The sequence below is a fragment of the Embleya sp. NBC_00888 genome (assembly GCF_045207655.1).
GTDB lineage: Bacteria > Actinomycetota > Actinomycetes > Streptomycetales > Streptomycetaceae > Embleya.
Window position 1 is genome coordinate 3,908,976 of the sequence record NZ_CP108785.1, and the last position, 20,878, is coordinate 3,929,853.

Here is a 20,878-nt window from a genome sequence, read left to right on the forward strand (position 1 = left end):
CGATGGTCCGAGGCAGGAAAGGCGGCGGCGCGCCGTGAGACTTCCCCGCACAGCCCATACCGATCAGCCGTGGCGGATCCATGAACTCGCCCGTGACTTCCGGGTGGAGGACGTGTGGTCCTACCGTGCTCCCGGCTCCGGTCCGGACGACTTCCCCGTCATGCTCGCCGCGATGCGCGCCGGCGGCGGACTCGACAAGCAGGCGCTCCCGGCCCGGTTCCTGTTCGCGGTGCGTTGGAAGCTCGGCGCCCTCCTCGGCTGGGACAAGCCGAAGACGGGCCTGGGTACGCGGGTCCGGCCGCTGCGCGACCGCGTGCCGCGCGAGCTCGCGGAGACCGTGGACCTCTCCCTCCCCGCCGGCAGTCCGTTCACGCCCGTGTACGACCTCGACAACGAGTCCGTGCGCGAACTGGCCAACCGGACGGTGCACGGGATCATGCATCTGGGGTGGGTGCGGAGTGGGGACCCGGGTGGCGGTGACGGGGAGGGAGACGGTGACGGGAACGGAGACGTCGGCGACTACGAATTGCGGATGGCGGTTCTGGTCAAGGCCAACGGGCGGTACGGCAGGGTGTACATGGCCCTCATCGCACCGTTTCGCTACCTGATCGTCTACCCGGCGCTGACCCGTCAATGGGAACGGGCCTGGCGCGATCGTGAGCAGTTGCTCGCGTAGGGCGCCGATCGCCGGCGGGGCGAGCGATGTCAGTGCTTGAGCTTGCGCCAACCGCCCGCACGATTGTTGGCGATGATCTGCTCGAACATGGCGGTCAGGGCCGGCGCGTTGATCGTCTCGCCCCGGCGTACGGCCACGGTGCGAGCGGTCTTGTTGTCGTGGCCGCCGGTGATGATCCCCTCGGGGTCGGGGACGATGGCCCCGTCGTACAGGAACACGTTGACGTGGTCCTTCGCCGCCAGGAGAGCGCAGATGTTGCCCTGAAGGACGAAGTACGGTTGAACGGTGCGCTTGATGGTCTCGGCCACCTCCGGGTCGGCACCATGGACCAGGTCGCGGACCTCGCGGCAGATGGCCTGCTGCCAATCGGGCAGGGCCTCGATGTAGTCGTCGACTCGGGGGTCGGTGACGTAGGTCATGGTCGTTCACCGTAGCCGAGCAACGCCGAGAATCGGCCCCGCGAAACCCTCCGGGGGACGAGGATCGCGAGCGGTCGGGCGCATGCGGGCAGCTCCGTCGCGTGCGTGCCGGTCAGAGTCCGGTCAGGCGTACTCGTACCAGGAGGTCGTGCAGCGCGTCGTGGCCCTCGGGGCGTTCCGCGAGTGTGGACGCCTCGTGTGCGTCGTCGAGTGCGGCCCGCAGCCGATCGACGTCCGCCCGTGCCGCGTCGACGGCGACCGACTCGTCCAGCGCGCCGTGCTCGGCTTCGCGTTTCGCGGCAACCAGGTCGCCGAGATAGGCCGGAGCGGTGTCCCGGCACAGGTCGGCCAGGGTGTGGAGGTCGGCCACGACCTGTCCCGAGCGCATCAGGTGGATCCCGGTCAACAGGACCCGGAACGTGTACAGCAGCGGCTTGAGCTCGCCGGTCCGCTCGAACAGCCGTAGCTGGGTGCGCGCGAACCCGGCGTAGTGGTGCGCGTGGTGCCGGGTCACCAGCCCGGGGGCGAGCGCCACCAACTCGGTGTGCGCCGGTGTGGTGTGTACCACCAGTGGAGAGAGCAACTGCTCCAGGACGTAGCCGTTGCGGCGCAGCAGGAGCCGTACGAACTTGCCGAGGTCGTGGGTGACGAGGTCGTTCTCCACGCCGTCGGCCTCCCACATGCGCCCGCGCGTGTGCTCGCCCTCGCGCAGGCCGACCAACGCGGTCAGCGGCAGCAGATGCGCGCCGCGCAGGTCGACGTCGGAATCCCGGGAGGGAAAACCGTACAGGTGTGCGCCGGACACGGTGGCGAACACGAGCGGATCGGGTTGTTCGGCCACGATCGCCGACAGGCGCTCCGGTTCGATGTCCAATGCCACGACGGGCCCTTTCCTGACGGTGCTGCGGGACCCGGAATCCTAGCCCGTCACCCGCGCCCACCCGCCTCCGGCGGTCCGTATGCCTCCGGGGCGGGACAGGGCCCGCGATACGCGCGCCGTGTGGCCGGAGGGGAACCGGGTGACGAGTCCACACACGCGCTGCCGCGCCGACCGGGCCCAACACGCGGGGAGTTCGACAACCGTGGAGCGACTACCCGGCATCCTCACGAGCCTGACCGACAACGTCGACACCAGACGCCCACGCCATGCTCACGGGCGCCGGGACGATGCGGACGCGTAGGCCGGGAGCAATGGGCCGCCGGGCGCACCGATCAGCCGCTTGGGGTACGGGGGACATCCCCGCCCGGCGTGTTTCGTGTTCTGCGCCCGGCGTTCCCTATCGCAACAGTGCGCCACGCAGGGTCAGGCCGTGGTGGCGGCGCAGGCGTCGGGCCTCGTAGAACGACACGATCGTCACCGACACGGGTGCGCCGAGGATGAACGCCGCCCGTACGCCGGGCGGAACCCCCTCGTAGGCGCCGGTGATCACGTCGAGGCAGGCCATTTCCCAGGACAGGACGCTGACCAGGAGCGGTGGTACGAGTTCGTGGATGTCGGCGGTCCGGAACACCTCGACCAGCGAGAACACCAGTCCGTACAGCACGAAGAAGATCAACCAGACGGCGAGCAGACCGCCGACGACCTTGCCGGGCATGCCCAGCGGGTCGCGCAGGCCGGAGAATTCGGGGGCCTGCATGAGCACGAAGTAGAACATCCCGCCCATGACGCTCAGCAGCGCGCCGAGCGAGCGCTTGGCTCGGCGCAGGTACAGGGCACGCTGCGGGGGCCGGGTCAGCGCGATGAACGCGCCGACGACGAACGGGAACGAGCACACCAGCATCAGGACGTTGATCCAGACCTGCTGCGTGCGTTCGTCGACCACCTCGCCGGCGTCCGCGATCAGCCGGTAGGTCACCAGGAACCAGATGGTGACCACGATCCCGATCAGCGAGCGGGCGATCTGGAGCTTCTTGATCGTGGGGTCCTGCACGCGTCCCTCGCGCGAGGGACGAAAGACCCGCTTGGCGACGGCGATCGGGCCGATCCTGTGGTTCAGGCGCTGCAACCGGGTCGGTTCCGGCGGGAGCCCGCCGCCTCCCCAGCCCTGCTGCGGATGGCCCCATGGCGGCGGCGTGGGCGCGGGCGGTCCGGCGCCCTGTCCTGGCGGCGAACCCCAAGCCCGATGCCGGGGTGAGGTGTTCCACCCGTCGTTGCGGCCCCCGTGCTCGCTCATCGGTCCCCGTTCCCAAGTTCGCTGTTGCGGCCATTTCGGGTCGCATCGCCTACGGCGACGAGCGGAAGCCTACCCACCGGTCCGCCGTCCCGCCCCCGGATTCGTCCCTGCCTGCGCACATCCGCCGAGCCGACCCGGGCTGCCGAAGGCGCGGACCTCGTCGTGCCGAGCGCGCCTCGTGCGTGCCGCCGACGGCGATCGCGCGTCAACCGGCTGGTCGACGAACTCGTGGCCGAGAGTTGGCACTTCACCGCACCGCTTCCGGAGCGCCGGTGAACGTCCGCCGCAAAGTCCTGGCCAGTCCCGACCGCGTGCGTCCGGGGCCTCCGGCCGCCCGGGGCCGATGTCCGTCGGGTGCGCTCAGGCGGCTGGTTGCCCAGCTGGGGGATGCCGCTCAGGCGGCTGGGACCGTTTGGCCCGGGCGAGGTCCGGTGTAACGCGCGATCGGTCGGATGATCTTGGTGTCGGTGGCCTGTTCCAGGATGTTGGCGCACCAGCCGACGACCCGGCTCGCGGTGAACGTCGGAGTGAACATGGATCGCGGGATGCCGCACAGTTCCATCACCACGCCCGCGTAGAACTCCACATTCACGTGCAGTTCCCGCCCCGGCTTCAACTCGGCGAGGATCTCGGTCACCCGACGGTGCACCGCGTTCGCGAAATCGACCAACTCGACGCCGCGCGCGTCGGCATGCCCGGCGAGGTCGCCGGCGATCTCGGCCAGCATCACCGCGCGGGGATCCTCGGTGCGATACACCGGGTGGCCGAATCCCATGATGCGATCCCCCGCCGCGATCTTCGTGCGCACCCACGAGTCGATGCGGTCCGGAGTGCCGATGCGATCCAGCGCCTCCAGGGCCCGATCCGGCGCGCCGCCGTGCAGCGGACCCGAGAACGCGCCGATCGCGCCCGTCACCGCGGACACCAGATCGGCTCCCGTGGACGCGATCACGCGCGCGGTGAACGTGGAGGCGTTGAAGCCGTGGTCGACGGTCGCGGTCAGGTAGCGCTCGATCGCGGCCACGTGCGCGGGTTCCGGGTCCGTGCCGGTCACCAGGTAGAGCCAGTTGGCCGCCGTGGACAGGTCGGCCCGCGGCTCCAGCGGCTCGGCGCCCGCGCGGATGCGATACAGCGCGGCCAGGATGGTCGGCGTCACCGCGCCGACCAACAGCGCGTCCGCCGCCCGCCGTTCGGGCGCGGACTCCCACAGCGGCGGCAGGTTGCGCGCGGCGCCGATCAGCGACAACGCGGTACGCAGTCCGGCGAGCGGGTCGAAGCGTTCACCGGCCGTCGCGATGGACCGCAACACCGGACGCAGTTCCTCGGGCAGTACCCGCAGCCGGGCCACCTCCGCGGCGAACGGCCCGCGTTCCCGCGCCGAGGGAAGTCGACCGTGGACGAACAGGAACCACACGTCCTCGAAGGTGCGGGTGCGGGCCAGTTCGATCGCCGAGTACTGCCGGTAGTGGTAGAAGCCCTTCGTGCCCTGTACGTCGCCCAGTTCGGTGGTGGTGACCACCACCCCCTTCAGGCCCCTGGGTACATCGATCCCAGCCATCTGCATCCCATCGTCGGTGACGACCGACATGACACGCCTCCCATGTCTCGACGGAGCCGGCGAGGCGGAGTGTCGCCGGCACACAGCCCGTACATCCCGCCCACCACGAATGTCGATCACGCATCGAGTATCGTCAATATTGACGGGATCAACATGAACGGAAGGTTGGAACGAAATGGCTGGTCGGAGCCCTGCTCCGGAAGGCGAAGGTGAGCAGGATTACCCGCACGACTACCTGACCACCGCCCAGGCCGCCCAACGGCTCGGCGTCAAACCCGAGACGATCTACGCCTACGTCAGCCGCGGACTGCTGACCAGCGTGCGCCAGGTGCGCCGGCGCGGCAGTCGCTTCGCCACCGCCGAGGTCGAGGCCCTGGCCGACCGCATCGGCGGGCGCCGCGACCCGAACGGCTCGATCGAACGCATCCACACCCAACTGACCCTGCTCGCCGACGACCACCTCTACTACCGCGGCCGGGACGTGGCCGAACTCGCCGAGCACCGCCTCGAATCGGTCGCCCACTGGCTGTGGCGCGCCGAACTCGCCGACGTACCCCCCTTCGAGGTCTCCGCCGAGCTGACCGATCTGATCCGGCGTACGGTCGCCCTCCTGCCGGACGGCGCGCGCCTCACCGACCGCATCCGGATGATCGTGGCCGCCGCGGGCGCCGCCGATCCGCTGCGCTTCGACCTGTCCGAGCAGGCCGTCGTACGCGGCGGCGAAACCCTCCTCGCGGTGATCGTCGACACCCTGCCGCCGTTTCCCGGCGCGCGGCCACCGACCGGCCGCGACCTGGCCCGGCGACTGTGGCCGAAACTGACTGCCCGCCCGGCCACGCCCGAGCACCTCCACCTGCTCAACGCCGCACTCGTCCTGAAGGCGGACCACGACCTGGCGGTGTCGACGCTGGCCGCGCGGGTGGCGGCCGGCGCGCGGGCGGACGTGTACGCCGTGGTGTCCGCCGGGCTCGGCGTCTTCGACGGTCGACACCACGGCGCCGCGATCGGACTGGCCCACCGTTTCCTGCGCGACGCCCTGGACCCCTTCGGCAGCCCCACCACGGCGATCGCCGACCGACTCCGTGCCGGCGAACAACTACCCGGCCTCGGCCACATCCTCTACACCGACCGCGACCCCCGCGCCGACCGACTCCTGGGCCTGCTCCGCGATTTGGCCGACAAGGACGACCAAGTCGCGCGTGTACTGGACGCGGTGGACGCCCTCACCCACGAAACCGCGGCCCGCGAGCGTATGTTCGCCAATGCCGACCTGGCCCTGGCGGCGCTGACCCATGCCCTGGACATGCGCCCGGACGCCGGCGAGGCGATCTTCGCGACGGCGCGAACCGTCGGCTGGCTCGCCCACGCGCTCGAGGAATACCGACAACCCGGCCTGCGCTACCGCGCCGTCGGCGTCTACACCGGCCCTCGACCCACGGACGGCGGCACCACCCCGAGCGCACGCAGGGGCTGATCGCCCGCGTCCCCTCGGCACGAAGCCCATCGACCCCGGAGCCGGCAACCGCCTACCTCCCCGCCCCACCGGGCCCGGGACACGGACCTGATCCCGCTCCACCACGAAGCAGGGATCGGCTCCGACCGCACGGGCGGTCGGAGCCGATCCCTGCTTCGTGGTGGAGCCGAGCCCGTGGTTCGGTCACAGCCGTCGAGCGGGCGTTGCGATACTCAGGCGCGGGTCCACACCTGGTTCTGCCCGGCGTGACAGGGGTGGAGGCGGATCGCCGCGCCGTCGTTGGTCTTGAAGTCCCAGACGTCGGCGCACATGTTGGAGGCCTTCGCGTAGATGTTGTTGCCGCGCAGCGTGAACTGTTGGGCGGGGTTCCCACTGCAGTAGGCGAGTTGGATGACGGTGCCCTTCTGGGTGGAGCCCCAGGCCGCGTCCATGCACAGGCCCTTGGTGCGGATCGTGCCGTCGGATCTGATGTCCCACTTCTGGTTCACGTCTCCGTTGCACGACCACAGGACCAGCGGCGTGCCGTCGGAACCCGCCGACCCGCTCAGGCACTTGCCGGAGTACCCGTTCCGCAGCGGGTTGCCCGGGACGTTCGGCTTCGGCTGGGCCGGCGGGGGCTGGGGTGCCACCTTGGGTTGCTCCGGGGCGGGTTTGGACAGAGGCATATGCCGGGGCTCCATGGCGGGTTGCGTCGTGGGCCGCCCGCCGGCAGGGGGTCGCTCGGCGACCGGTGCTCCGGGAGTCGTGGCGGGCGATGTCGACCCGGCGCCCGTCGGCGTCGAGCCGGCCTCGCCTGGCGCGCCGGCCTCCCCGGGCGTGCCGGGTGCACCGGGTAGGCCGGGCGCGCCGGGTGCCCCCGGCGAACCCGGTGCCCCGGGTGAACCGGGCAGACCACGCGCACCCGGTGCGCCGACCGCCCCGGGTTCACCGGGCGGCACGGCGCCCGGCACCCCCGCCCCCGCGGCCGCGACCGTGCGATCGCCGGCCGACGTGTCGCCGCTCGCGCCGGTCGGGGTCAGCGCCACGGCCAGCGTCGTGACCGCGGCGATGCCCGCGGCCGAGCCGAGCGAGACCCACACCCGGCGCCCCGGCGCGAGACCGCGTCGGGGCCGGGTCGGCCGGCGGGCGTACGCCTGCGCCAACGAGGGCGCGGACGAACCGACGTGCGCGCCGGTTTCGTTGGGTTCGGACACAAGCTCTCCTTCGTGGGCACGACATTCTGACGGGGCGGTGTGCGCCGTCAGTCGGAGCCGACCAGTCGCGGCAGGTCCATCTCGTCGAGGACGACCAGTTGCCGCTCGTCGGGCGTGTCGATCTCGGCCATCCGCATGGCCTGGCGTTCGGTCATCTGCTGGAACACCTGGCGCGCGGTGCGGCCGTTGCCGAACTGCGCGCCGCGCGGCATCGCGGTGAACACCTCGCCGAGCGCCTTGCGCGCGGGGACGCTGAGTTCGTAGCGGTGCAGGCCGGCGTGGTGCTCGACGATGCGCACCAGGTCGTCGGCCGAGTAGTCGTCGAACAGCAGGCTGCGGGTGAAACGCGAGGACAGGCCCGGGTTCGAGGCGATGAACCGCTCCATCTCGCCGGGGTATCCGGCGACGATCACGACGACTTCGTCCCGGTGGTCCTCCATGAGCTTGACGAGCGTCGCGACGGCCTCGCCGCCGAAGTCGTTCGCGACACCGGCGGGCACGAGCGCGTACGCCTCGTCGATGAACAACACGCCGCCACGGGCGCGATTGAACGACTCGGTCGTCTTCGGGCCGGTGTGCCCGACGTATTCGCCGACCAGGGAGCTGCGGTCGACCTCGACCAGATGGCCGCGTTCGAGCAGGCCGAGCGCCTTCAACAACCTTCCGTACAGGCGGGCGATGGTCGTCTTCCCGGTGCCCGGGTTGCCCGCGAAGACCAGGTGACGACTCAGCGGCGGCGCGGGCAGCCCGGCCTCCTGACGCATGCGCACCGTCTGCATCAGCTTGACCATGCCGCCGACATCGCGTTTGACGCCGCCCAGTCCCACGAGTTCGGCGAGTTCGGCGAGCAGGTCCTCCAGGGTCTCGGGCGGCGGCGGAGCCTCGCCCGACTCGGCCAGATCGGCCGACACGGGCGCTGCGACCGTGGGTAGCCCGCCCGCCGAAGCCACGCCTGCCGCGACCCCGGGCGGCGCCGCGGGTTGACGCGGTGTCCGCGTGGACGCCTCCGACAGGGTGGGCAACGAGGGCGCGGCCACCCGGACGGACACGCACTCCTCGAACACCGGGCGGGCGCCCTCGCCGTGGCCGACGTCCTGCGCGCAGTCGAAGACCCGGCAACCGACGAAGCGCGGTTCGGCGTCGCGGCCGATGTGCAGGGCGGGGTACGCACACGCCGCCAGGTCGCTGTGTTCGACCACCCCGCGCGCGCCCTCGCCGAACAGGATGCCGTTCTTCGCGGTCCCCTCCACCCGGATGCCGCGCACCGTCGGCTCGGCGCCGCGACCCACCACCAGTCCGCTGCCGCCGACCGCGAAGACGCCGCCGCCGTCCATCCGCAGCCGGGCACCGGCGTCGACGCTGACACCCGCGCTGCCCGTCTCGGCGATCCGCGTCGCGTACAGCGTGGCGACCGCGTCGGTGCCGATCTCGACGCCCGTCCTGCGCGGCCCGCTCACCACGCATTCGCGCAGTTCGCAGGCCGCGGACGAGCGCAGCCGGACGCCCGTCTCGCCGCCCTCGATCCGGCCGGCGCGCATCGAGAGCGTGGCCTCGTCGGCCACGTGCACTCCGCACATGCTCGCCCCCGTGACCGTGGTGTCCACGATCTCCGCGTGGGCGGACCCCACGACCGCGAAGCCGTGTTCCTCGCTGCCGTCGAGACGGCAACCGCCGATCCGGGCCCGGGCGTTCCCGCCGAGGTGCACCGCGGTGAACCCGGTGCGGGTGATCAGCGACGCGGTCACGGTCACCTCGGATTCGCCGAGCGCGACGACGCCGTTGGCGGCCGGGGCGGCGATTCGGCAGCCGTGCGCGGTGAGGTGCGCCGTACCGCCGACCGCGACCGCGCTGCCCTCGGCGTCGGTGATCCGACAGTCGTCGAGGCGGACGCGGGCCTGGTGTTCGGCCTGGACGCCGCTGTGCCCGACGCCGCGGACGCGGCAGTCGTCGAGGTGCACCTCGCCGCGCTCCTCGACCAGGACGCCGTTGCGTCCGGCGCCGTCGAGCGTGCTGTCCCGGGCCAGCAGTCGGGCGTCGCCGCGTACCCGCAGCGCCGAACCGGAGGTCTCGCGCACCCGCAACCGGTCGGCGATCAGTACCGCGTGACCGGACAACACCACGCCGACGCCGTCGATGGTCTCCAGGACCGTGTCCTCGACGCGGGCCCGGGCGTCCCCATCCAGCGCCACCGCGGCGTGTCGCGCCCCGCGCAGCCGGGTCCGGCGGATCAGCAGGACGCCGCCGCCGGTCGGGTCGCCGAGGTCGGCGTCGAGGGTGTCGGCGATGGCGAGCGTGGCGTTCCGCGCGTTGCCGCTCGCCTTCGCCGAGCCGAGCACGTCCACGCGGCCGCGGTCGAGTTCGCACGCGTCGAGGGTGAGGCCGGCCGCGTCCTCCACCCGGACCACCGGCTCCGCCGGGTCGGCGCCGCGCAGGACGAGGCCGCGGACCACGCAGCCGGGGGCGGCGACGGTCAGGGCCACTCCGGCCGGCGGGCGGAGCACCACGGTTCCCGCCCCGTTCTCCGGCCGCAGGACCACCCGCCGCTCCAGCCGCAGGCGCTCCTCGTACTCGCCCGGCGCGACGAGGATTTCGGCGCCGGCGGATGCGGCGGCGAGTGCGGCCCCGATGTCGCGGTGGGTGCCTCGGCCCCTGGGGCCGACGCGAAAGACCGGTGTGCTCATCCGGTACCTGTTCCTGGCAGTAGGTTGTCGGACGACGTTCCGTCGGGAACGTGACCGATCCAGCGCACGGTCGCGGGACTGAACACCAGCAGGCCGACGAGCTTGTCGACCAGTTTGCCCATCGCGCCGACCACGAAGATGTCCATCGGCCCCTGGCGGTGGATCCACCTGCTGCCGACCAGATGCTGGACCAGGGTGCGGAGCGCGCCGACCGAGACGGTGTCGAGAGCCCCGCCGACCATGGACGCCAGGCCGGCCAACGCGGCGTCGCCGCCGGTGAGTTTGATGATCGCGCCGTCGGCGCCGCGGACCCCGAAGATGGCGGCCTGCGACGCACCGCTGACGAACCCGGCGAGCGCGCCGGTGCCCAGGCCGAGGGCGAACTCGTAGGTGCCCCCGCGCCACCGCACCGGACGCTCGTTCGCCCCCCACTCGGTGTTGTGACTGTCGTCGTTGGGCCGCCAACTCCCCGGCTGCCCATAGTCGATGTTCGACCAGTGCACCTTCCAGCCGCCCCGGTTGAACGCCATGTGCGCCGCCGAGACGCTGCCCTTGGTCATCGAACTCAACGAGGCGCCGAACGCGGCGCGTCCGACGTCCACCATGCTCAACGCGCCGCCGGAGATCATCCGGACCATGGACAGGACGACGAGGTTCATGGCGAAGTCGAGCAGGAACTCGTGCGTCATGTCGATGCCGATGGACTGGATCGCCCGGAGCGCGAAGGGCGCCGGGACCGCCTCGCCGTCCACGGACGGACCGAAGGTCCAGCGGTTCGGCTCGCGGAACGTGCGGTTGAGGCCGCGGTATTCGTTGGCCCAGCCGGTGAAGTGCGTCTCCCGCCCGATGATGGTGTCGACGCCGTTGACGTCGTACTCGTGGATGTACCCGGGGATCGTGCGGTCGTTGATGACGGTGACGCCGTCGATGTCGTAGCGCCGCGCGTGCTTGTTGAAGTTGTTCGTCTCCAGGAACGTGCCGTCCGAGAGCCGGATCTTGACCTGGGAGAGGATGCCTTGGTCGGATTCCTGCCACACGTGCCGGTCGAACGTCGTGGTGGGCGACGGGCGGAAGTCGCGCACCCGGAACGGGCTGTCGGTGAGAAAGTCCCGGATCGCGTTGGTGAACTTGCGCTCCGGGATCTCCTGGACCACCTGGTCGTCGAGGCTGCTGATCCGGTCGGACCACCGGGCGCCCTTCGCCCAGCCGGGGAGCCGGTTGCCGTCCGCGTCGAACCAGTGCCGGACGCGGTCGCCGACGCCGTCGCCGAAGGACATCACGTTGCCGTTCGGATCCAGCTTGTTCCAGTGCCAGACCTCATTGCCCCGGGCGTCGACGCCGCGCCACGCCACGACGCTCAGACCCTCGCCGAGTTGTCGATGGTCGCGGATGAGGTTGCCGGTCGCTTCGTAGTCCTGGAACGACTCGCGGTCGAAGTGCCACGGCGTGATCTGCCGCTCGAACGCGGTGGTGCGGATGCCGCCCGTCTCCGGGTGGGCCGCGTCGTGCCACCGGAACTGGCGGGTGTTCGCCCCCATGGTGCCGACGATGTCGAGGTGCCCGGCCCCGTTGGGATTGGGGAAGGAGTCCGAGCGACCGACGACGACGCCGTGGTGGTTGTACATCGTCCAGTCGCCGTTGTGGGCGTCGATGGAGGTGCGGGTGTTGGGCCCCGCGCCGTTTGCGCCGTCGTTCGGCCTGGGCCGGTAGTCGATGAACGTGCCGTCGTCGAAGCCGGTCCGGACCACGGTCCACGGCTTGGCGCCCGGGGTGTACCAGTCGCCGTCGGCCAGGTCGTCGGTGACGCGGTCCTGCCAGGTGACGCGCTTGCTGCCCACGCCCGGGGTCGGGACGAAGTCGCCACGCACGAACGTCCGGTGGCCGTGGAGGCCGCCGGCGCCTTCGGTCCACGGGAGGTAGTTCGGGCGATGTGCCACCGGCTGCCCCATGTTCGGCCCCGCGTGGACGGCGGGCAGCTGTACGTCGCCGACGGTCAGGGTCTTGCCGCCGAGCAGCGTGCGTGTCTCGCGGACGATGTCGCCGTTGCTCGCGACGTCGATCACGGTCTTGTTGTTGGTGGTGAACTGCACGCCGCGGGTGCCCGCGCCGCCGCCCGCCGGCTCCTGGGTCCACGTCGCCACGCGCAGGCGGTTGTCCTTGGCCAGCCACTGGTGCCCGCTGAGGTCGGTGGAGCGGATGTCGGAGCTGAACATGTTGCGGAAGAACACCGGAGGCCGCTGCTCGGCGAACCGCTCGACCTTGAGGAAGTCGCCGTTGAACAGTGTCTTGCCGAACCCGTTGACGTTGCCGTCCGGGTGCCGGGAGACGAAGTCCCGTTTGGGGATGCCGTCCGGGCCCATCTCGACCTGGTGATAGCGGCGCACGTCGTGCAGACCGAACTGGAAGCGGCCGTACTTCTCCTGGGAGGTGAGGAGTCGGTTCGTGATCGGGTGGTTCATCTTGTCGGTCCAGCCACGCCCGGGACCCCAGTGCCGGGTTCCCGAGGCGATCTGCCCGAAGTCGGCGTCGTACCGGACCCATGTGGTGTCCGCGAAGCTCTGGCCGGCCGGCACGGTGTCCAGCTTGGCCAGCACGTGGCCGCCGTCCGCGCTCAGTTGGAAGTGCCGTACGCGGACGTCGAAGCCGAACACGCTCTTGACGTCGAACCAACTGCGCGTGCTCTCGCCCCAGTGCCGGGTGCCGTGCTGCACCAGGTTGCCGTTCGGGGTGAACTCGGCCCACGGTCCACGCTGATTGAACCAGCCGAAGGTGCCCAGGGTGGCGGTCGAGTGGTGCGCGTCGAGCATGCCGCCGTCGGGCAACCAGCGACGTTCGAAGACGGTGACCTTGAGATGGCTGATCAGGTGGACCCGGCCCGCCGCCGCGCCCTGCATGTCGACCGGGCCGCCCTCGAACCACTTCCGGGTCGGCGGAGCGGGCACCGGCACGCCGTGCGCGTCGGTCTTGACCAGCGCCCACGTGGGATCGCCGTCGGCCGGGTGGGTGATCGTGAAGTGCCGATTCGGGTGGATCCGGCCCTTGGCGTCGACCAGGTCGATGCGCTGGAACTCCAGGCGCCCGCCCGCGCCGAAGAGCCGGAACTCGCGGGTCTGCGCGCCGATGCCGTCGACCCGGTATCCGCCGCCCGGCTGCGGGATCGCCCGCAGGCCCGGGACCGCGTCGAGATTGCCGTCCAGGATCCGCAGGTTGCCCGCCGTCGTGTCCAGGAATCGCGTCTGCCCGGGTTTGCCGACCCGTGCGTCCGACAGCCCGATGCCGTCGAAGTGGTGGACGCCGGCGCCGTCGTTCACCCGGAAGACGGTGATGTGGCCACCGTCGCGCGGCACCTGGTGCGGGGTCGCGGTGAAGTCGAGCCCGCCGTTCCGGTCGAACAGGCGGAACCCGCCGTCGGCGGTGCGCACGTTGAACCCGCCGCCGTCGCGCGGGTGCACGGTGATGTTCGGGATGTCGACGAGGTCGCCGTCGACCAGGGAATGTGCCCCGCCCGGGTGCACCCGGACGTTCTGCGGCACGTGCGCGCCGCCCGCGTCGCGCAGGCGCAACACCTGGAAGTCGAACTCGCCGGTGTTCGAGAAGACCCGGATCGACGGCGACGAGACGCCGGTGACCTGGAGCGTGCCGTCGGGGCGCGTGTGCACCGAGAAGCCGAGGTTGGCGCCGTCCGTGTGCTTGACGAGCGGTAGCGGGCCGGGTGCGGGCGCCCCGGCGGCCCCCGCTGCCGGGGCGGGGCTGAAGAAGACGAACTCGCCCGTCGGAGCCCCGTCGGGGCCACGCAGGCCGATGGCGTCGAAGCGGTGCTCGCCCCGCAAGCCCACGACGACGTGGTCGGCGTCGTCGAGGATCCGGAAGCCGTCTCCCTGCAACCCGCTCTGCCGCACGACGTGTGCGTTCGGGACGGGGCCGAGTCGTCCGTCGACGAGGGTGACGGCCCCGGCGGCGTCGACCCGGACGAACCGGCCCCCGAACGGGCCGCCGGCCACGTGGATCGCCTGGTACCGGCGCATGCCGTCGAGACCGTGCGCGGTGAACGACCCGTCGGGGTCGGTGAGCCGCAGTTCGTTGCCGGCCCGGGTGATGGTGAGGTTCGGATCGGGTACGCCGGCCTGGTTGCTCGGGTGCGGTACCGGTACTTCGGGGGTGCCGACCGGCGTGTGCACGTACTGCCCGACCGACGCGTCGCCGACCCTGAGTTCGAGGACGTTGTGCGTGCGCGCGCCCGCGCCGTCGACGAGGATCGCGCCGCCGCGGTAGTCGACCAGGTACCCGCCGCCGTGTTGCGGTGTGACGCTCGTGTGCGGCACGGTCGTGCCGTCGCCTCGGGTGAGGTGCAGCGTGCCGCCGACGTTCTCGGGCATCCGGATGAACCCGCCGGGGGCACCGCCGCCGGTGAGCGGGAGCGCGGTGTGCGAGAACGCGCCCTGTGGCGTGTGCACGTCCACCGTCCCATGGGGTTGCCCGTCGGGGCCGGTGCGGGTGACGTGGAACGTGGTGTCGACGTGGGCGACGGTCGCGGTCGTGGACGGCGTACCGTCCGCCCCGCGCGGGGCGGGCAGCGGGTCCGCGGCGCCGACCGGGGTGAAGACGTGCAGCCCCGTTCCCCGGTTGTCGGCGGTGGTGAGGGTGACGACGTCGTGTCCGCGGGCGCCTGTGGCGTCGACGTGGAACTGCCCGCCCGCGTGCTGGATCCGGAACTCGCCGCCCACTTGCGGGACGACCCGGGTGCCGGGGATCGGCGTGCCGTCGGCGCCGGCCAGATGCGGTGTGTCGACGTGCGGCGAGCGGATGTGACCACCCGGCACGCCCAGCCCGTCGATGCCGCCGAGCGGAAGTGAGTCGTGCGAGAACCGGCCGTTCGTGCCGAAGACCCGGACGGCGGGACCGGCGTCGGTCGGGACGACGTGGAACATGCCGTTCGCGCCTGGTGGCACGGTGACGGAGCCCAGGGTCCTGGTGGCGCCGGCGTCGACGAGGGAGAGGGCCCCGCCGTCGTCCGGGGTCAGCACGTGCATGGGCAGTACGTGGCCGGTGGAATCGGTCAGCCGCAGGCCGCTGTGCGAGGGTGCGCCGGTCGTCCGGTCGTATATCCGGAAGCCGGTGCCGGTGGGGATGTTGACCCCGGTCGGGTTGACCCGTACCGGTGACCCGCCCGGGTTGTGCACCTTGCCGTCGGCGTCGAAGTGGGTGATACCGAGGGGTTGGTCCGCCACATCGACGCGGATGACGACGAGGTTGCGGTCGAAGTCGCCGCCGCTGAGCGTGATGCGCCGCTCGATGTCGACGAGTCGGCCGCCGGCCGCGGACATGTCGAAGTCCCAACGGCGGATCTCGACGTTCGGCACCACGTCCTGCTCGACGCGCACGATGGTGTTCCCGGTCGGTCCGGTGTGGTGCGAGGGGACCAGCGGGGGTCCGTCCGCACCGCCCACCGTGCGGATTCCCCCGATGCCGTCGGCGCCGAGGCGGACCTCGATCCGGGTCCCGGGCAGCCCCGGGATGTCGACGAGGTGCGAGCCCGGGCCGGTCACGGTGCCCGGGCCGGGCACCGTCGGCACGGTCGTGCCGGCACCGAGGGTCGTCGACCCGGTGATCGTGCCGGCCGGGGGCATGGTGGTCAGCTCGACGGACTGTCCGGGGGCGGGGCCGGTGACGTGCGCGTCGATGATCTGGTCGTCGAGGAGCCGGTGGTTGTTCAGCGCGCTCAGTTCGTAGTCCCACCGGTGCACGCCGCCCGCGAAGGCCTGTTCGATCCGCAGGATCTGTTGGTCGCCGACGGTGATGTGGTTCGCGGTGATGTCGGTGCGCCCGCCTGCGGCGACGTGGATGTCGACGAGTCGGTCCGCCCGGGCGCTCGGCAGCACCCGGACCTCGACGCCGCCCAGGCCGGGGATGTTGTTGAAGGTGTGCGCGAAGTCGTACCGCACGTTGTTCACCATGAACACCGTGAGGTCGTCGGCCGCCGGGCGCAGGGTGGGGAAGTGGCCTCCGGTGGTGGGGACGCCGCCCACGCCCGCGGTGCCCGCGGGGCCCACCGGCGGGGTGTCGCCCGGTCCGCCGCGCGGCGACAGGGTGCCGAGCGTCACGCGGCTGCCGTTGACTTCGACGTGTGTCGTCGCGCCGCCGGTGCCCTTGAGGTCGGCCGTGTTCGGGGCCGGCGCGGTGGGCGAGGCGTCGACGTGCCCGCCGCGTACCGGGGGTACTTCGACGGCACCGGTGTTCGGCGCGCCGACCCCGGGGCCGGTGTGCGGCGTCCGGACGTCGGGCGTGCCCACCGGGGTGATGCCCGACACTCCGCCGACGTTGGGCGTGGCCGACTGTGCGACGTTGGGCACGCCGCCGAGGTTCGGGGTCGCGACGTGTCCGAGTCCCCCGGTGACGCCGACCCCCGGCGTGGCGATCTGACCCGCGTGGGGTATTGCGCCGACGCTCGGCGCCTGGACCTGCGACGTGAGCGGGACCGAACCGATCTCCGGGACGTTGACCCGGGCGCCGTCGTGCAGCCCGGTGACCTGCGGGGTGGAGAGGTTGGCGGAGGAAACGGCCGGTACGTCGGCCAGTTGTGCGCCGACGGCGGGCGGTTTGAGGTCGCCGAGCAGCTGGCCCGGGAACGCCCCGGCGTTGTGGCCGAGCGTGGGGGCAAGGGAACCGGTGAGGCCGGGGACGGGTGTGGTCGACACGGTCGGGAGATTGACGTGCGTCGGCGTCGGCGTCGCCACGTTGGGCAGCGCGACGGTGCCCGAGTGCGGGAGTGAGATGTTGCCGATCTGCGGAAGGGCGACGGTCCCCATGCCTTCGACATGGGGGAGGGCGATCGAGCCGGTCGAGGGCAGATCGTGCACCAGCGCGCTCGATCCCGGCAGCCCGACGTCGACCTTGGGCAGCGCGTTGGTGACCGTGTCGAGGTTCGGGATGCTGATGTGGCCGAGCGAACCCGCCGGTGCGTGGAGCCCGCCCGTGCCCAGCGCGGTCACGCCCGTCCCGGTGACGGCGGGTGGGACGCCGAGTCTGCCGCCGAGGTCCAACGTGCCGAGTCCGTTGAAGGAGAACGGCGGCAGGTCGACGATCTTGGCCCCGAACCCGGTGAGCGGCGCCACCGCGCCGAGGTTGCCGCTGTTGGCGAGATAGGTGTCCAGGCTCGGGAAGGTGCCCGCGTGGAACCCGTCGCCGAACTTGCCGAGCGAGGGGACGTTCACCATGCCCAACTCGCCGAGCCCGCTGGTGAACCGCGTGGACAGGGGCGGCATGTCGAAGCCGTGGCCGAGAGGACCGTTCTGCAGCGAGTTGAGCCCACCGATGTCGACATGCGGCAGCTTCCCCAGGCCGCCGCCCGACCCGAAGGCGGTGAAGCCCGCGTGCACGCCGCCGGTGATCTTGGAACCCGCGCCGATGAACTTGCCGTCGATGAAGGCGCCGTAGCGGTACATGTTGAACATGCCGCGGTCGATGAAGCCGATCCGGAAGGCGAGCCCCAGGCCCTGGCCCATCTCGTCGGCAGCCACCGGCAGGAACAGCCGCAGACTCTTGAAGCCGCTCAGGCCGCTCGCGATCGAACCGCCCAGCCCCTTGAAGGCGTTGACCGTTCTGACGATGCTGCGCAGGCCGAAGAACGTCTTCGCGCCGGCCAGGTTGATCACGGTCAGGTCGGCGCCGATCGGGAAGACGCGGATGCCGCGCCCGACATTGACGCCGAACATGGAGAGTTCGGGTATGTGGGTCAGGGCGGGACCCAGCTTGATGCCTTGGATCCCGCCCTTGATCCACGCGCCGCCCGCGGCGAGCGCGTCGTCGATGCCCAGCCCCATCCGGCCGAGCAGGCCGAACGAGTTGGCGCCGCCGCGGAAGAAGGTCTTCGTGCCGGCGATGCCGCGGGTGCCGGTGCCCTTGATGACATTCCACAGGCTGCCCAGGTGCAGCCCCTTGGTGGTCGGGGCGATCATGCCCAGGATGCCCAGCACGAGTTCGGTGACGCCCGCCTTGCCGTGCGCGAAGTCGATCGCGGTCTTGATCATGAGCGCGACGTTCAGGGCGATGGACAGCAGCGCGACCACGCCGCCGAGGAAGATCGCCGGGACGACCAGGAACATCGCGATCCAGGAGAGCGCCTTCCAGAACTCGTCGCACTCGTCCACGGGGGAGGCGATGGACTCGGCGGCGGCGTTGAGCGCTCGCGCGGCGGTGTCGGCCGCGTCCTCCAGGGTGGTCTTGGCGTCCGCCGCGGTGGCCTTGTGCGTCTCCCGGCCCGCGTCGTCGTCCTCGGCCAGCGCGGCGGCGGCGGACAGGGCGGTGTCCGCGCGTTGTTGCTGCGCGCGCATGACGCCGACATAGGTCATCAGGGAGGCGCGTACCTTTTCGTGCGCCGTCTTGTACGTCGAGATGTAGTTGCGCAGATTGCCGTCGATGACGCCGCGCATGGCATTTGCCGTCTTGCCGATGAAGACGGTGCTCGCGGTGTTCTTGACCTCGTTCAGGCCGTTGTCGATCTCCCGTGCAAGATCGATGAATTCGAGCTCCGCGGCGATCACGCGGTCGATCCGATCGGGGTCGCCGGGGGTGGGGTCGCGGTCGAGACCGAGCGCGCTCCAGTCTCCCGGACGAGCCATCGAGGTACCCCTTTCGCTCGATCGTGCAACCACGGCCGTCTTCTGTACGCGCCTTCCTCGGAGGAGGTTCAATCTTTCTCGGATAACGTCGTTGAACCTCCGTGGGTTGCAACGCGTACAGAAGTGGAGGCAGTTCGAGGAGCGGTGCACGACGCGGGCTCGCCGAGGGACAGGAGGTCGAAATGGTCGATTTCGCGGTCGACTACAGCAACCTGTACACGATCCAGAGCAAGCTCCGAAACCTCGCCAAGCAGGCCGATTCGGGAAGTGGCGGAGCATTTCGGGAACTCGGCGAGGCGGTGGCCGGCGAACGCAAGGCGTGTCTGGGCACGTCGAGTCTGTCGTACGCGTTCAACAGCTTCCACCGCCACTCGAAGTCCCGTACCGGCAAGGCCAAGGAGGGCCTCAACCAGCTCGCGGACACCTTCAAGGCGGTGTCCGACCGGTTTTTCGACGCCGACCAGCGGATCGCCGCCGGGGCCGGTCTGATGACCGTGGGTCTGGGCCTGGACAAGTGGCGGAACATCAAGGCGACGCACGACAAATGGGTGGCGGACAAGGCCAAGTGGGACGCGTACCTGGCCTCGATCGGCGCCACCGGCTACTTCCGCGATCATCCCGACGCGAGAATCCGGTCGGTATGCCACGACCCGCGCGCCCCGGCGTGGTGTGCCGCGTGGATCGCCAAGGGCGAGGACAGCGCACCTCCCAAACCCGGGGAGGAGCCGCCCAAGCCCGACGACAAGCCTCCGACCTCGTACCACCACGAGGACAAGGACGGCAAGATCGACGTCAGCGTCGAGTTGGACAAGGACAACAACGTCGTCAAGGAGACCTCGAAGATCACCACCTCGCAGGGGCAGAGCTACGAGACGATCACGACGTACACGGGCCCCCCGGAATGGGTCGAGGTCCCGGACGGCGACGACAAGGGCGACGAGCCGGATCGGATCGACGTCCGCGACTACACCATGACCACCAACTTCGGTGACGGCACCTCGAGTACGGCCGTCTTCACGATCAACAAGGACGGCAGCGGCACGATGATCTCCACCGCGGACGGAAAGTCCGAGCACTACATCCGGAACGGACCGAAAGACAAGTGGAAGCTGGATCCCGCGTACGCCGACAGCGACTCCGGTCGCGACAAGAAGACGGGCACCGGCACCGGCGACAAGGGCAAAAACCACGTCATTTGACCCCGCCCCGCGCCCCACCGGCGTTCACCCGCCCACTCGTACCCGCCTCCGCACCGACTCCCGTTTCCGTTCCCGCTCTCGTTCCCGCTTCCATTCGCTTCCGTGACCGAGGAGATTCGCGATGGCCGCCAACATCAAACTCACCTACGCCGAGATAACCCGGGTGTCCAATCTGTTGGACAACAGTGTCGACCACACGCTCGTGCCCCGGATGAAGGAGGCCAAGGACGAGGTGGACACCCTGCTCACCCAGAACCTCGTGCTGACCAAGGCCAGTCCGGCGTTGCAGACCCAGTACGAGAAGTTCAACACCGCGCTCACCCAGGCCACCGAGAGCATCAAGGGCTACGCGACGCAGTTTCGCCAGATCATGACGTCCGTGCAGGATCTGGACAAGGACATCGCCGACAAGGTCAACTCGCCCCAGTAGCAGCCTGTTTACCCATACCGGAAACCGACAAGCGACCCCTTGGGAGGACCGCATGGCCGATATCCACGTCGATGTCGACGAAATCGCCCGCGGCGCAACGAGAATGGCCGCCAAGCTGGCCGACATCTCCAAAGAGCTCGGCGATTTGGAGACGGCCGTGAGCGGTCTGCTTCAAGACGGCCTGGTGTTCGAGAAGGCCAGCCCCGCCCTGACGGAGGCATACAACACGTTCAGCGCGCAGATGAAGTCGTCCGCGAAGAACATCGACTCGTACGGCCAGAACTTCCGCGAGATCGCGAAGTCGCTCACGGATTCCGACGAGAACCTGACGACCGACATCAGGAAAGCCATCGACAAGATGAAGGCCGACGCGGCGGCCCAGAAGAAGTAGCCGCCGCAAGGGCGGCGGGCGGCGCACACACCGCCGTTCGCCGCCCCGCCCCGCCTCGCGCGTGG

12 protein-coding genes are annotated in these 20,878 nt (G+C 70.7%); 5 read left to right on the plus strand and 7 right to left on the minus strand.

Annotation, left to right across the window (positions count from 1 at the left end):
- Positions 1-34: 34 nt before the first annotated feature.
- Positions 35-676: a DUF2867 domain-containing protein gene (locus OG948_RS51310; protein WP_331771948.1), complete on the plus strand. Its 642-nt coding sequence runs from the start codon at positions 35-37 to the stop codon at positions 674-676.
- Positions 677-705: 29 nt separating this feature from the next.
- On the opposite strand, the gene OG948_RS51315 is transcribed toward OG948_RS51310, so the two are convergent.
- From OG948_RS51315 to OG948_RS51330, 4 genes are all read right to left on the minus strand, one after another.
- The gene (locus tag OG948_RS51315) at positions 706-1,095 is read right to left on the minus strand and encodes a DUF1801 domain-containing protein (protein ID WP_331771949.1); all 390 of its coding nucleotides are present in this window, start codon (positions 1,093-1,095) and stop codon (positions 706-708) included.
- Positions 1,096-1,207: 112 nt separating this feature from the next.
- The gene (locus OG948_RS51320; protein ID WP_331771950.1) at positions 1,208-1,975 is read right to left on the minus strand and encodes a DNA polymerase beta superfamily protein; all 768 of its coding nucleotides are present in this window, start codon (positions 1,973-1,975) and stop codon (positions 1,208-1,210) included.
- A gap of 397 nt (positions 1,976-2,372) precedes the next feature.
- Positions 2,373-3,269 (minus strand): hypothetical protein, encoded by an 897-nt coding sequence (locus OG948_RS51325; RefSeq protein WP_331771951.1) that lies wholly within the window; start codon positions 3,267-3,269, stop codon positions 2,373-2,375.
- A gap of 394 nt (positions 3,270-3,663) precedes the next feature.
- On the minus strand, positions 3,664-4,827 hold the full coding sequence (locus tag OG948_RS51330) for a citrate/2-methylcitrate synthase (RefSeq protein ID WP_406300711.1): 1,164 nt from the start codon (positions 4,825-4,827) through the stop codon (positions 3,664-3,666).
- 175 nt (positions 4,828-5,002) lie between these two features.
- Between OG948_RS51330 and OG948_RS51335 the strand changes: the two genes are divergently transcribed.
- On the plus strand, positions 5,003-6,301 hold the full coding sequence (locus OG948_RS51335; RefSeq protein WP_331771952.1) for a citrate synthase: 1,299 nt from the start codon (positions 5,003-5,005) through the stop codon (positions 6,299-6,301).
- Between the two features lie 212 nt (positions 6,302-6,513).
- Here OG948_RS51335 and OG948_RS51340 read toward each other — a convergent pair whose 3' ends face one another.
- From OG948_RS51340 to OG948_RS51350, 3 genes are read right to left on the minus strand one after another with little or no spacing between them, the layout of a single operon-like run.
- Positions 6,514-7,494: a ricin-type beta-trefoil lectin domain protein gene (locus tag OG948_RS51340; RefSeq protein WP_331771953.1), complete on the minus strand. Its 981-nt coding sequence runs from the start codon at positions 7,492-7,494 to the stop codon at positions 6,514-6,516.
- A gap of 47 nt (positions 7,495-7,541) precedes the next feature.
- Positions 7,542-10,175, minus strand: a complete 2,634-nt coding sequence (locus OG948_RS51345; protein ID WP_331771954.1) for a right-handed parallel beta-helix repeat-containing protein — start codon at positions 10,173-10,175, stop codon at positions 7,542-7,544.
- Entirely contained in the window at positions 10,172-18,793 is an 8,622-nt protein-coding gene (locus OG948_RS51350) for a hypothetical protein (RefSeq protein WP_331771955.1), read from the minus strand. Before OG948_RS51350 ends, OG948_RS51345 begins: the two co-directional genes overlap by 4 nt.
- A 182-nt stretch (positions 18,794-18,975) precedes the next feature.
- On the opposite strand from OG948_RS51350, the gene OG948_RS51355 reads away from it, so the two are divergent.
- The 3 genes from OG948_RS51355 (at position 18,976) to OG948_RS51365 (ending at position 20,813) form a co-directional block, all read left to right on the plus strand.
- Positions 18,976-19,992: a serine/arginine repetitive matrix protein 2 gene (locus OG948_RS51355; protein ID WP_331771956.1), complete on the plus strand. Its 1,017-nt coding sequence runs from the start codon at positions 18,976-18,978 to the stop codon at positions 19,990-19,992.
- A gap of 121 nt (positions 19,993-20,113) precedes the next feature.
- Positions 20,114-20,422, plus strand: coding sequence for a hypothetical protein (locus tag OG948_RS51360; RefSeq protein WP_331771957.1), 309 nt, complete (start codon positions 20,114-20,116; stop codon positions 20,420-20,422).
- 52 nt (positions 20,423-20,474) lie between these two features.
- Positions 20,475-20,813 carry a hypothetical protein gene (locus OG948_RS51365; RefSeq protein ID WP_331771958.1) on the plus strand — a complete coding sequence of 113 codons (339 nt, stop codon included), beginning with the start codon at positions 20,475-20,477 and terminating at the stop codon, positions 20,811-20,813.
- The last annotated feature ends 65 nt before the right edge of the window (positions 20,814-20,878 follow it).